General features: G+C 55.9%; 11 protein-coding genes. 5 read left to right on the top strand and 6 right to left on the bottom strand.

Features of this window, described 5'->3' with window-relative positions; genetic code table 11:
- Positions 1 to 17 precede the first annotated feature (17 nt).
- The gene (locus BCHO_RS01535) at positions 18 to 401 is read left to right on the top strand and encodes a LysR substrate-binding domain-containing protein (protein WP_237743008.1); all 384 of its coding nucleotides are present in this window, start codon (positions 18 to 20) and stop codon (positions 399 to 401) included.
- A gap of 130 nt (positions 402 to 531) precedes the next feature.
- Here BCHO_RS01535 and BCHO_RS01530 read toward each other — a convergent pair whose 3' ends face one another.
- Positions 532 to 2,700 carry a hypothetical protein gene (locus BCHO_RS01530; protein WP_024540363.1) on the bottom strand — a complete coding sequence of 723 codons (2,169 nt, stop codon included), beginning with the start codon at positions 2,698 to 2,700 and terminating at the stop codon, positions 532 to 534.
- Between the two features lie 376 nt (positions 2,701 to 3,076).
- On the bottom strand, positions 3,077 to 4,288 hold the full coding sequence (locus BCHO_RS09665) for a Fic family protein (RefSeq protein WP_051354835.1): 1,212 nt from the start codon (positions 4,286 to 4,288) through the stop codon (positions 3,077 to 3,079).
- A 565-nt stretch (positions 4,289 to 4,853) separates the two neighbouring features.
- Between BCHO_RS09665 and BCHO_RS01520 the strand changes: the two genes are divergently transcribed.
- Positions 4,854 to 5,645, top strand: coding sequence for an FxLYD domain-containing protein (locus BCHO_RS01520; protein WP_024540365.1), 792 nt, complete (start codon positions 4,854 to 4,856; stop codon positions 5,643 to 5,645).
- A gap of 159 nt (positions 5,646 to 5,804) precedes the next feature.
- On the opposite strand, the gene BCHO_RS09480 is transcribed toward BCHO_RS01520, so the two are convergent.
- The 4 genes from BCHO_RS09480 to BCHO_RS01500 all read right to left on the bottom strand — a co-directional run bounded on the left by BCHO_RS09480 (position 5,805) and on the right by BCHO_RS01500 (position 11,672).
- Entirely contained in the window at positions 5,805 to 6,806 is a 1,002-nt protein-coding gene (locus BCHO_RS09480; RefSeq protein ID WP_024540366.1) for a hypothetical protein, read from the bottom strand.
- Between the two features lie 45 nt (positions 6,807 to 6,851).
- Positions 6,852 to 7,700, bottom strand: a complete 849-nt coding sequence (locus BCHO_RS01510) for a hypothetical protein (protein WP_024540367.1) — start codon at positions 7,698 to 7,700, stop codon at positions 6,852 to 6,854.
- 43 nt (positions 7,701 to 7,743) lie between these two features.
- Positions 7,744 to 9,288 carry a hypothetical protein gene (locus tag BCHO_RS01505; RefSeq protein ID WP_024540368.1) on the bottom strand — a complete coding sequence of 515 codons (1,545 nt, stop codon included), beginning with the start codon at positions 9,286 to 9,288 and terminating at the stop codon, positions 7,744 to 7,746.
- A gap of 179 nt (positions 9,289 to 9,467) precedes the next feature.
- Positions 9,468 to 11,672 carry a DUF2075 domain-containing protein gene (locus BCHO_RS01500; RefSeq protein ID WP_237743007.1) on the bottom strand — a complete coding sequence of 735 codons (2,205 nt, stop codon included), beginning with the start codon at positions 11,670 to 11,672 and terminating at the stop codon, positions 9,468 to 9,470.
- On the opposite strand from BCHO_RS01500, the gene BCHO_RS01495 reads away from it, so the two are divergent.
- From BCHO_RS01495 to BCHO_RS09145, 3 genes are read left to right on the top strand one after another with little or no spacing between them, the layout of a single operon-like run.
- A complete protein-coding gene (locus tag BCHO_RS01495; RefSeq protein ID WP_024540370.1) occupies positions 11,671 to 11,982 on the top strand; it encodes a nucleotide pyrophosphohydrolase in 312 nt (103 codons plus the stop codon). The two genes, BCHO_RS01500 and BCHO_RS01495, sit on opposite strands and share 2 nt — an antisense overlap.
- A 31-nt stretch (positions 11,983 to 12,013) precedes the next feature.
- Positions 12,014 to 12,253 (top strand): hypothetical protein, encoded by a 240-nt coding sequence (locus BCHO_RS09150; protein ID WP_152595843.1) that lies wholly within the window; start codon positions 12,014 to 12,016, stop codon positions 12,251 to 12,253.
- Positions 12,250 to 13,074, top strand: a complete 825-nt coding sequence (locus BCHO_RS09145; protein ID WP_152595844.1) for a hypothetical protein — start codon at positions 12,250 to 12,252, stop codon at positions 13,072 to 13,074. The genes BCHO_RS09150 and BCHO_RS09145 overlap by 4 nt, the downstream gene beginning before the upstream one ends.
- Positions 13,075 to 13,140: the final 66 nt, after the last annotated feature.

Below are 13,140 nucleotides of genomic sequence, written 5' to 3'. Positions count from 1 at the left end.
TGATCGACCCGGACGCAGTGCTCGACGAGCTGTTGCTGCGTAAGGCGACAATCGTCATCACCGACCGCAAGATCGACGACCCGCGCGTCGATTCGCTGTATCTGGGTCGCGAATTCCTCGGCGTCGCGATCAACAACTTCAATCCGCTCGCGCAACGCGCAAGCGTCACCTTCGCCGACCTCGCCGGCATGAGCTTCATCGTCGCCTCCGACATAGGCCCGTGGCGTACACTCATCGAACAGCGTATTCCGGGCGCGCAGTTCCTGTACCAGCAGGATCTGGGTTCGCTCGAGCAGATCAGCCGCTATTCGGCCTTCCCGTTCGTCTATTCCAACCTCACGCGCTCGTCGCATGACGTCAACGGGCGATTCCTCGTGCACACGCACATCGGTGGCGATTGACGACCCCGCCAACCGTATCGATTTCTACGCGACCTTTCTGACCGGCAACCGCCGCACCGCACTGCCGATCCAGCAGCGTCTGGCGCAGCGCTGGCCCCGCGAATCGTGAACGGAACCCTGCGCGCAGCCACTACAGCAGCAGGTCGTCGTGCGTGTTCACCGACAGGAACATGACCCGCCCGGCGGCGTCGCGCGAGAAATGCAGACGATACTGACCGTGCACGTTGCAGCGGTAGATCGCATTGCCCTGTTCATCCTTGCGCCCGGGGTTATCCCCTCCCCTGCCGGTGCGCAGCTGATGCTGCCGCAGCCCGTTGAGCGTCTCCTTGCCGGCGAGCACGAGCACCATCGTGCGGATCAGCGCCCAGCGTGACATGTCCCCGTGCTCGCATTCCGCCAGCGAATCGAAGAACTTCTCCCCATACGACCACGGCGCCAGCGGATGCCGCTCGCGTTCCTCGACCGAGAACTGCAGCAGCGACTGCGCCTGCAGCTGCCAGTCGAGCTCCTCACGAATCGAGGCGAACCTTCCGCTGAACGGCGCGAGCGGTTCGTTCTCCTCGATTGCCTTCTCATAGGCGCGATTGCGCCGTGCCAGTTCGGCGTTCTCGTCGCGCAGACGTTCATTGGCTCGCGTCAGTTCGGCGTTCGCGTCCCGTGTCTCCATAAGCTGCCGGTGCATCGTGCGGATCGTCGTGCGCGCCGACTCCAATGTATCGACCGATTCGAGCAACGTCTCGATCGGCACATCGGCGAGACTGGTGCGCGCATACGCACGTGACAGATACGCCAACGCGTCCGTCACGTCCAGCCATGCGGGGCCTTCCGGCAGCAGATTCGGCGGTTCGACGACCGTGTCCGTCGATGCCGGCAGCGTGAACAGCCAGTCATCGTCGTCGCGCGCGACGACGCGCAGCGCAATCGTTGTTTCACGTGAAAACACCTGCCGCAGATCCATGTCGATGTTCACCGCCGTGCCGGCGAACAAATCCGCCCCGCGCACTTCGACCTCGACCGTCGGATACAGCATGACCTTGAGCATGTCCGCGCACACATACGTGACGAGCCCCGCAACGACGGCTTCCGGCGCATATTCGCACAGCGCGTCCTCGGCGTCGATCCAATCGGGCACGATTTCGAACCCGTCCTCGCCGACGGCATACCCATGCAGATGCTGTCCTTTGCGCAGCAACACGTCCGTCGATATCGACTCCGGCAGCGTCGGCGGCAACTCGATCGTCGCCTTGCGCGGCATCGGCTCATCGTTCGCTCGCACATACGCCGTGGAATCGATGATCATTTCGACGACGCCGCCGACGAGTTCGCCGTGTCGTTCGCGAACGGCATCGACGGCGCCGCCGTCGTCATTCGCATCGTCGACGTCCGCGCCGACGCTGTAGCCATCCGCATATGCGGTGTTCCACACCATTTCGGCGAGTTTGGCGACGACATCGGCGCTGTCCTCGCGGCCACGCACATAGAACAGCTTCGAATGCGTACGGTCAGAACCGTTGCGCGGCGGGAAGAATCGGCATGCGCCATGATAGGCGAGCGCCCAAGGCGGCAGATGGTCGCACAGCCATTGTTCGGTCTGCTGATCGGCGATGACGAAAACGACGGCGGCGTCCTCGATCTCGTCAAGCAACGCCGCCACGTCCAGATACGGCCGTGCATCCTCGGACGCGAGCGAGACGAGGATGCACGGGTATTCGCGGCTCGACGACATGATGGCTTCGCGGCACAGCGGAGCGTGCGCGAGATCGATATGAAACAAATGGCGGGGGCCGCGCACATCCTCAAGACTCGGCTCCTCGGCCGGCGTATCGGCGCGACTGTTCGGCGGCCGCGAAACCGGCACGGACGACGGCGCGGCAGGTCGAGCGGCATGCGTGGCGCGCGGCTCGCGCGCTGCGTCGATGACCTCGTTCAGTTTCTCGTCGATGCGCGCCAGATATGCCGGTTTGGACACCGATGGCAGCACGCAGGGAACGAGCCGGTAGTCGTCGCGCCACTGGTCGCCGGGAGGGAAGATGCGCGTCGCACCATGGTAGGGATCGACGGTGTCGAGCTGATTGCGCGCCGATTGCTGCACGGCGTTGGCGAGCAGCACCGTCACCGCACGCGAGCCAACGGTCGCCCGCACCTGGTCGAGAGGAACGTACGGCTTGCCTTGCGCATCCTCGGACAGCAGCACGCAGGGGATGTCGCGCGTCGACCTGCGCAGCCAGTTGACGAATTCGGGCAGCGCGAAGGGATCGCTGATGGTCGTGCCGTCATAGGCGTTACGCGTATCCTTCATGCCGGCTCCTTCGCCAATCACGTCCCCGTTGGTGGTTCCAGCATAGCAAAAACGCATAGCGAGACCTCGACGGCTTCTTCCGATGTTAGGGACTGCATACGCAACGGGAAATAGGTGTGCACACACCTATTCAGACACAGCGAAGCTATGACTGCCAGAGCGGAAATGAAGATAGCTTAATCATTCGACCATTATGAACTACATCCAATTCTGTCTTTTGGATTCCTCGATAGAGATATCATCACGTCGGCATTCTGTAATCCCAGAATTCTGAGAATACGCCAGCATGAAGAACCGCATCGTGCATTCTCCGACACAACATGCCGATGCATTCGACCAAAGCGACATGCATGCCTTCCCGTAGCGATGAGCAAACTCACTGCCGACGCAGCGATGACGCATAGCCGTCGAGCACATCGAGGATGCCGCGGTGCTCCCACACGATATTGCGTTTGGCGGTGTTGCGAGGAGTGAGGATGTCGGCATCGGCGAGCGCGCGCAGCGCACGCTCGGCCTGCGGTTTGGACAATCCGATGGTCGAACGCAGATACTGCGAGTTGATCACCGGCTGCGCAATCAGATACGGCAACACCTTCCACACAGCTGCATCCCTGCGCGTGCCCCGCAGAGCGGTTTTGGCGGCTTCGATCTGCCCATCGAGACGATCAATCAGATCGATGCCGCTCTGCGCGGCGAAAAGGCTCGCCTCAGCGAACACTGCAATCAGAGGAGCCGCATTCCCCTCACGGAATGCGGTAAGGGCATCAAAATAGGTGTTGGCAGCACGGAGAAGGCCGGCGGAAACCGGCGGTACCAGATGTGCGGCGAGACCCTTGCTGCGCAGCACGGCGTGGATGAGCGCACGACCCGTTCGACCGTTGCCGTCGGCAAATGGGTGAATCGTCTCGAATTGCGCATGGGCCAGAGCGGCCTGCGCAAGCACCGGAATGTCGTCGCGCCGGAGGAACGTGAGCAGGTCGTCAATCGCCGGTTGCACCAGTTCTGGCTGTGGAGCCACGAACGAAGCCCCTCGCGGTGAGTTTGAGCTGGCTCCCACCCACACGAGCTGTTCTCGGAACTTGCCGGCGTATTCGTCCCAGCCGGGTTGTGCGCTGAGCAATGCCTTATGCATGCGCAGCAAATTCTCCTGCGTCATGTCTCCGCTGAATTCCAACGCCGATTCCATCGCCCGCACATTACCTATGACGATCTGCGCATTCTGGCTGTCTCCCTCATCAAGGAGCTCCAACGCCAGATTCTTCGCACCAACGGTGAGATGTTCGATCTGCGAGGATGACGTAGCTTCCGTACGCAGCAGGACCGCACTCATCGGGCCGAGGGACTGCACTTGTTCGCCAAGTTTCCACAGTGCATAGGCATCGAATCTAGCCAATGCCTGACTCGCCTCGTCGATCACAGTGCCCAATGCTGACGGCAGATTGACATCCAGGTCACGCAACGCAATGGGAACGACTGATTCGTATGGACCTTTGCCCTTCATGCGCTGCGACCGGGAAACATAGTCGCCGTCGGCGATATGCCATACGTGCTCTTCATGGCCAAGTGCAGGAACATGCCATTCGACCATGGTGGGCATCTTTCTGCGTTCGGATGTGTAGCTACCGATGATTATAGCTACAGATAATCGATTATCTGTAGCTATAGAGATTTCTAGCTACAGATATCGCGGTGGAGGGATGAGTGGGAGGTATGGGTTCAGCGCCTTCTCACATACCGATCTTCTTCAAGAAATGCCGCCCAATTGACATGCATCGACACGATGGGAGCGCCATCGAGGCAAAGCGGGCGACGTGCCATTGCCACACGTCGTTATACTTTTTTATACTTTTATATTCTTTATACTTTCCGTTCGTGAGGAGACCACAAGAAGCCATTCAGAAGGCCGTAGGCGTGACATGGTAGTGGGGCCAATCATCATTCCTCTTTCTCGCCCCGTCAAAACCGCCACAAGAACACGGGCCTTAATTCTCAAATCGGAAAGACCTAGTGTTCCTCGCATCGAGAGCCCCTCACAAAAGAGAAAGTTCGCTCACAAACATGCCGGCACGAGCGCACTCTACAATATGCATTTCCCTGATTAGGCATACTAAGATGAAGAACATCATTCATTCAGAAGAGAAAGGTCAAACACCATGGTAAAGACAGCAATTAAGCGGACGGTAGCCAGTATCGTCTGTCTAGCGATGGCGTTGACAATCTGCGCATGCGGAAACGAGGACAAAGGCCCTGACTACGCCGACGACGAGGCAATGCAGGTCATCGCCAGCGGCCTCGAGAAGCGCTTCGAGATTGCGGACAGAGAAGCAACCACCAGCTCTGAACAACTCGCCCGCGCCAAGGATGCCATTCAAGCAGAACTTGACACCGATACCCCATTGAAGAATCGCCAATTCAAAAACTCGAAACTGCAGGAGCAAGTAATCAGCTACATCAACGTGCTCAACGAGCAGAAGGATGTTACCAAGGACTATGAGTATCAGTCCGCGGAATACACCAAGCAGTGGGGCAAGGCCTACGATAAGCGCACGCAGATTCTAAAAACCTTCGTTGATGAATATGGATTGAAGTTAAGCGGCAAGGATCAAGAAGTTCTGGACAAGCTTGTCGCCGAAGGAGCCGAAGCCGCAAAGACCAGCGACGAAAAAGAAACCATCAACAAATTAATCAATGAGGCAAAATTTGAAAAGACCGACGACGGATATGGTTTCTATACATACAAGGCCGTTGTCGAAAACACTTCCAATCTGACCTTCACAAATGTCTCAGTCACGCTTGATTTGCTTGACGGCGCCGGCGTAAAGCACGAGGAGTATACAAGCATCGGCAACTGGGCGCCCGGCGAGAAGGTCGAGCTTAAGACATCCAGCGACATCAATGCAAAGGAAATCAAACAGCACGTAACATTCTACGATGTTGAGGATTAACCATACATCCATTTTCGTTAACTCATAGAATAGCTTGGCACGTCTGTTGAAATAATCACAGGTGTGCCAAGCTGTTTTCGCGCCAGACATGCAACCTCACAGCTGACAGTATCGCGATCAACTACGAACTCAGCCGTCACAACAACAACCGCGCTCTTCTCACTCGTCACTGCCATGCCCGAACTTATCCATCAACGCGCCCGATTCGTCGGTGAGGACGCCGGAATCGTCGAGGATGGGAGTATCGAGCACGGACTTGATGGACATGGCCAGCGAAACGCAGGCGGCGACGGACTGCTTGGCCTCCTGGTCGAACTGCGCGTAATCCTCACCCTGCGTGGCGATGATCCTGTCAAGGTTCTGCAGTGCCACGACGAAGCGAACGTCAAGTTGCGCAAGCGTCGCGTAGAACATCATCGCCCGATCCCTGATGGCGCGTGATAGATCGGTGGCTGCCGCCCACTGCTCGCAGTAGGCGTTCACCTGCACCGCATTGGCTTTCGCCTGCTCCAGTCCCTTCATGCCGTTCAGCCCAACCATGGCGCCGAACACCAACAGCGCAGGTCCTGCCACAAGGCCGCCGAGCACCGCCATACCGCCGGCCATGCCCATGCCACCTGCAGCCAGGGCGCCGCCACCGAAGAACGCCAGCGTCGCATTGGCAGCGGCCGCACCATGCAGACCGGCGATGGCCGCGCCCGTGGAAGCCGTGGCGAAATGCATCGCCAGACCATATGCGCCGAATGCCGTCAATGATCCGGCGGCCAGTCCCGCGACACCGCCTTTGACGATTTCGACGGCCATATCGCTGAGCTTGCGCAGTTCCTCGAACGACGCCTCGTCGATGTGCAGACGCTTGAGCTCGTCCAATCCGGCGGAGTCCCGCAGTTCCACGTTCTTGAGCCTGCCGAACGAATCCAGAAAATGCTTCATCGACGTATCCAGAACGCTGATCTTCTCGCGTCCGAGTTCGTTGAGAGCGCGTCCGCACTCCTCACGCAGCGTTTCCAGATTCTGCGCGGCGACGCGTTGCCGCTCCGCCGTGTTCTCATTCAATCCCTGCGCCTTGTACCCGTCCGCGACGCCTTTGACTCCGGCGCCCACACCTCCGACGCCGGCGAGCGCCGCCGCACCGATTACCAACGGAACGAAAACCACCATGATGACTGCTCCCTTATCCTCTACGCATCCTGTACGAACCGTGCACTAGTTCCTCTTGAACCAGCCGCCGACGGTATTGGCCACGTTGTTCCACGCCTGCGTCGCGCCCTTCTGCACTTCGTTGCCCACGGCGCCCATGGCGTTGCCGACCTGTCCTGCGGCATCGGCGATGGCATGCCCCGCTTTGCCCGCCGCATCACCGATGGCGTTTCCTGCTTTGCCTGCCGCATCACCGATGGCTTGTCCGGCTTCGTTCATGAAGTTGCCGACGCCGCGCATGCCCTGATCGACGATGTCCTCCTGAACCTGCTGTGCTGCGGGAACCGCGGGCATCCGCGAATCGTTGATGACGTCGAGTGCGCCGGCAACCATCACGTCGCGCCGATGTTCCAGTTCATCGACGATCGGCTTGGCTTCGCTGTAGTTCATCGACGAGTTCTCCACTGCCTCCAGTTGGGCGCCCACCGCCACGCAGGCGTTCATCGTGTAGACGAACTGCCTATAGAGCCGCTGATCCACATTGTTCACGCGCACGACGTGCTTGATCAGCCGTTCCTCTTCGGCGCTGCACGCACGATCGGCGTGCGCGACGGCGAGCATGTCCCACAACACCATGCTCAGCGGAATCTGCGGCCCTTTGGCAGCAGGTTTGCATGCGAGAGCCTTGTCGACTCCCTCCGCGACGAGTTCGTAATGTTCAAAGTCGTCGGCAGCGCCGGCGACCTGCTTCTCGCAGTCAGCGATCACCGTCTCCCGGCACGCTTTGAATTCGGCCGCGTCGAATTGTTCGCCCAACTGCTCGAACAGCTGCAGCTCACGCTCCTGGGACTGCCCATCCACCAGAATGAGGTAGTACAGCACACTCAGTGCCATACGCACATCGCAGTTCTTCATCACTCTCCCACCTTTCGTCGAAACGAATTCGTCGCGTTCCGCCTCATAGCCGCAGGCTGCCGTCACGACTCATTAAATCATCGAATTCCACCTGTGACCTAAATTGCGGTTCGTATCCCAGCGCCTGCTGCAATTGGGCGTTGGCTTCGATGAATCCGTCGCCGTTCTGTTCCAGAATCGCCCGGTCCATCGTGCGGAACGCGGTATCGAAGGTGTCCAGATGCTCGCTGAAGTAGCGTTCGGATTGCTCATTGAGCTGCTGACGCCATGCGCGCACCTGCTCCACGATTTGTGCGCATTCCGCTTCCACCGCGATGCGTTCCTGCTTGGCGAGCTGATATTCCTGGATTGCCTGCTTCAGGTTCCGATAGGAGCCTGCAGCCACCTGCACGGCGATCATGTTCGCGATAATCGGAGCGAGCGCCATACCGGCCGCTGCCGTACCCACCGCGGCACCGGCGAAGCTGGATGCCAACGCACCGATATTGGTTTCGGCCAGAGCGTCCAGGAACTCCTCGCCGCTCATGTCGCTTCTGACCAGTTGCTGGACCAGCATCGCGTTCTCGAACGCCAGCGACGCCATCATCGTCAGCGCGTTGCTTTTCGCGACGGCTCGCGCATAGTCGCCGGCAGCGTTCTTCATTGCACCGTCAGCTGCGATCTGAATGAAGCCGACCACATACTGGATGCCGCCGGCCCATGCCACATCCAGACCATGCTTCTTCAACGATTCAGGCAGCGACCGCTTCTGCTGCACACAGTCCAGAACCACGCTCATCATCGCCATCGGAGCTGCAGCGGCCATTACCCCCGCCGCTTGTCCCATGGCTCCCTGATGGGCGATCTTCGCCGCATGCTTCACCGCTTCGCGCTTGGGATGTATGGCCGCTGCCAATGCCTCGTCCTTGGTGAGACCGGTTTTGCGGATCTTCTTCTGCAGCTGCTTGTCCTGCTCGATGCGCTTGCGATGCTTCGCACAGGCGTCCTCATCCCCTCGGGCAATCGCAGCCGTCAACTTGGCTTTGGTGTCCTGGATATCCTGATGAATGGAGTTCGGCCCCTCCCCCAGCAGTTGGTCACAATACTCGTCGGGAATCCCGAACAACACGTTGCCGTCGTAGTACTTCTCATATCCTTTGGAATGCAGCACATTCAGGCATTCTTTCGCGTCCTTGCCGACGAATTTCATCTGGATCTGCTGTGTCTTCAGCGGCCGGTCATGTGCCCCGAACACCTGCGCGTCCACGAGCGGATCGTTGTTGTTCGTCCTGCGCATGCGACGTTTGCCGCCGTCGATGATCGCATCCGCGTTGTAGTGCGCTTCGGCCATCGCCTCAGCGGCGAAGCCTTGCTTCTTGGCAGGATCGGAACCATTCGCGCCAACGCCTTTCAGATCCACCGTGCGCACATCGTCGCCCTTCGCCGCGCGGACATCATGATTGACGTACGCCGCGCAGTACTCGCGCACGGCATCCCCATACCGCTGCCCGATCTCATCCAGCGACAGGCGATCCAGCGCATACCGAATCGCCTGCACCCACGATTCCGGCATGCTCTGGCCGGAACCGACGCCGTTATGCTCGCTCAATCGCCCTACCTCCTCCAGGACAATTCTCATCTACAGCAATGGTACGCGTCCCACTTAGGGGAGCAGCATGCTAGCTCATCCGTTCTTACAGTTTCTCCGAGAATTCCTCATCGCTTTTGATTTATGCTGAAGCATCTGACCAAAGAAGGTAAAGCCGCTCTTGCTATAGGACCATCAACCTACTGCCGATCTCGCTCATTCTGTCGTTTCATCAGCTCAGCGCGCAGTGCAGGATCGTATGCGAAAACATACAGGCCATGCACACCACGAGTCATCAGCACGTTGAGTTCATCACGTAGATTCTCTTCGGCATAGTCGGCGCCATCGCGCTTCTGCACAGCGCGGCGGCTTTTACTGGATTCCGGATGAAATTCAATGCATTCCTTCTGAGGGTTATATCTTACCGAAGGTCCAAGAATCACACCTGCATAATTCAAATCGAAACCTTGAATCGTAAACGTCGATCCAATCTCTTCAATCGTATGAGGCTTTTCAGCCCATGCGAGATCGCTGAATTTCCTGACGGCCTTTTCCTCTTTCGTATCAGGAAGCTGGTAATTCCAGGGCCTAAAGAAATAGACATCATCATTGGCTTCGATACCGCGGCCGTGATCGGCTGCAGGCCCCATACGCCACTGTCCATCCTCCTGATGCATCTCGACGCCCCACTGACCTCCAGACTCTTCCATATCCGGATTGCGTGCGGCATCCTTATAAGCCCAGTCATAGGTCGCTAAAACACGAGACAGTCCTTCTCCGCTTGGCCCTTGGTAGTTCTCCAAGGAATCATTGACGGAATCTTGAGATGCAGCCTCCTTCTGTCGAATCGCATCCATAAGTTCCACGGGAGAGTCAAATATCTTCAGTTCATAAGGTCTATAGATCCATTCTGCATCGCCTCGTCCTGTGGCGTGGGGAGCTTTCTTCCCCTTATCTTTCGCCAGCGGACCGACCTTCCCTCGCAGGGTAAAGTCTTCCAACCATTGAACCGTCGTATCATTAGCTGCAATCCTGAACTGATGATGCAACCGAATATGCCTGTAACGTATTGGAAGATCTTCTATATCGCCGTCTTCGAATCTATCCTCTTCATTGATTTCCGAGAGCAGCTGCGCCCCGATCGTATCGTCCCATCGCTGTCTGCTTTCCAGAATCTGATGAGGATCAAAAATGGCTACCACCACTTTGGCACGCCGGAGGATATCCGCGAGCATGTTAGTACCGCTGTATCCCTGATTGCCTTGAGTATTGAGCAGATGCGCCTCATCAACAAGCACAATGTCAGCGGCGCCCTCAGGAATGTATCGTTTCTTTCCATCCGTACCGATAACGCACTTTACTTTGCCGTCCTCATGCTTTGAGAACCGCTTAATGAAGTTGGATGGTCTGAGCACAACCTGATCATCCCGCTTTTGTAAACCCAGTTTTGTCGCAATCTGGTTATACACGTGCCGCTGCTCATTATGGTTGACGAGGATATAGGCCGAAGGTCTTTCCGTTTCAGGAATAGCCGCCTCGGCATCATCTTCGATGCTTTCGACCTGTATGCCCTCCGTCATAATTCGATAGAACAAGTGACTCAGCAACACGGTCTTTCCTGTACCAGCCGCGCCACCGACCAGAATAAGTATCGGCTTATCCGCCGCCTCACTATCATCCGTCGCCGCATGCGCGCTGAATAGCGTCTCCAGAATCGTGCACTCCGCTTCTTTCTGCTCGCGACTCAGCTCATGGAACGGAGATGCCTTGAACAGCGCAGAATCTCTAATGATTTGCTCTGCCGGGAACAACATCGGATCTTGCTGATGCAACCCAAGCCATATGTCATGGAAAATAGAGTTGAATTTCTCATGAGTGAAGTACTTGCCCTGCGCATTGGTACGTCGATTGTTAATCTTGCTGACCGAACCGACACTCGACATGTAGTGCATGAGCCTGTTCTCGACATCAAGCGTCAGTGATTTATTGAAGAACTCACTGCCGATGACATACTGCTGCGCATCTTCACGCATTGCCAGGTCATGCCAATCGTCGCGTTTCTTCACGTCTTCGGTAAGGTGCTGCCGCGTTCGCGAGACAATGTCGTTTGTTTCGCCAACGTACACAACATACCTGCCTCCAAGAGCATCTCGCGTCCATCCGGCCCCGCCGGCATGCACGATGTACACGACCGGATATTGCTCAAGATATTCTCGAGCTTGCAGTTCAAGCACTGCATCGTCTGCGATCATCCTGCCTAGCTGATTCTCGATGATGGAATACATCTCATCACTATCCAATTTGTCCGGGCGGGCCGGGAGATGCACGATGTAAGTATGGCTTGACGGCGTTGTAGGCATGCTCATATAGCGGATAATAGCATTTTTTGATACGATTCCCAGCATGATCGCCGACGATACCATCCACATGATTCACCAGTTCAGCGCAGATCGCGACTGGGAACAATTTCACGCACCAGCCAATATGGCAAAATCCATCAGCATCGAAGCCGGAGAGCTACTCGAATGCTTCCAATGGAGCGACTCGCCGCGCGACAACGACTGGGAACACGTCTACGAAGAACTCGCCGACGTAATGATTTACTGCATTCAGATGGCTGATGTTCTAGGAGTGGATCCCGACGTGATCATCCGTGACAAGATGGCGAAGAACGCAAAGAAGTACCCCAAGGGCTCAAGCGAAAAGGTACAGTAATCAATATCGAAAACATCTTAAAAAGGCAATCATGATGAATTTAAAGGAACTATACACTGCACATTTTTACGAAGCAGCTAGTTATCACGCTAGACGCGTGAGACTATTACAAAATCCCATGTTTCACGAATACAACGAAGATGATTTTGAATTATGTACGCACGCCGCCATGTGTATAGAAATGTACATCACCGGAAAAGTATTAGAAAACAACCCAACAGACACACTTCCATTACAAAAATCAAAAACAATACAGCATATATCGCATTGACCGCTCTACAAAATGATGACGCAAACGCGATCGACATCAATGCACTTGCATCCCTACAGACATGCGGAGCCGCAGATATGCTCGCTAAGTACATATGCATCGAATCAAATAGACTCAAAAGTGGTGGAGAAGATACAAAACGAAACAAAGATTTCAATACTTCAATTAACTCAATTATGAAATATGCAAAAATACTGATTGACGGACGAAATGATATTTTACATAGACGCCACATGCAAACAAAATCAATTAGCCCCACCCAATCTTTTACATACTTCCTACAATCAGTCGACTTCATATATGGAGAAGACAGCAAAGAGCATCAATACCTCACAGGCGCGTACTCGAACAGCATCCCGGCTTTAACACAACTGCTGCAACGTTACCTCAACGCATCTTCCAGCAGTTTTTTGAGCGCCAGCAAAAGTAAGTACAACAAATATATACACAAAATCGACCGCAATTACACAACACTTATGCAGAAACATCAGTACCCCCATCTATCCATTACCGCAGATATAGTCATCTGCCCGAAGTGCAACCATTATGCGTTCCTGGTTCATCGGACAGAAGCGTTGTTTACCTACTGGCAAGGTGCGCCCAACAATAGCCCATCTGTTTTAGGATTCTTCAATCCGAGCGGAAAGCCCGAAGAGGTTCTGCAATGCCCATCTTGTAATCTCGAATGGAAAGACAACGTATTGCAGCTATACCGGGACATCGAAAAAATCGAACACGTCAAGAACTTCATCCGCCCCAACGAACTACCCCGCGAGTTCTCTCATTATTATAATGAACCTACCCCAGAATTGCCGAAATAACGTAATTATCATTGAATCCATTTGCAATGAGGCATTTACGCAAGCAACACGTACAACGCAACGCAA

The organism is Bifidobacterium choerinum (assembly GCF_000741135.1).
GTDB lineage: Bacteria > Actinomycetota > Actinomycetes > Actinomycetales > Bifidobacteriaceae > Bifidobacterium > Bifidobacterium choerinum.
Note: the sequence above shows the minus strand (reverse complement) of the source record. Positions and strands in the feature narration are given on the sequence as shown.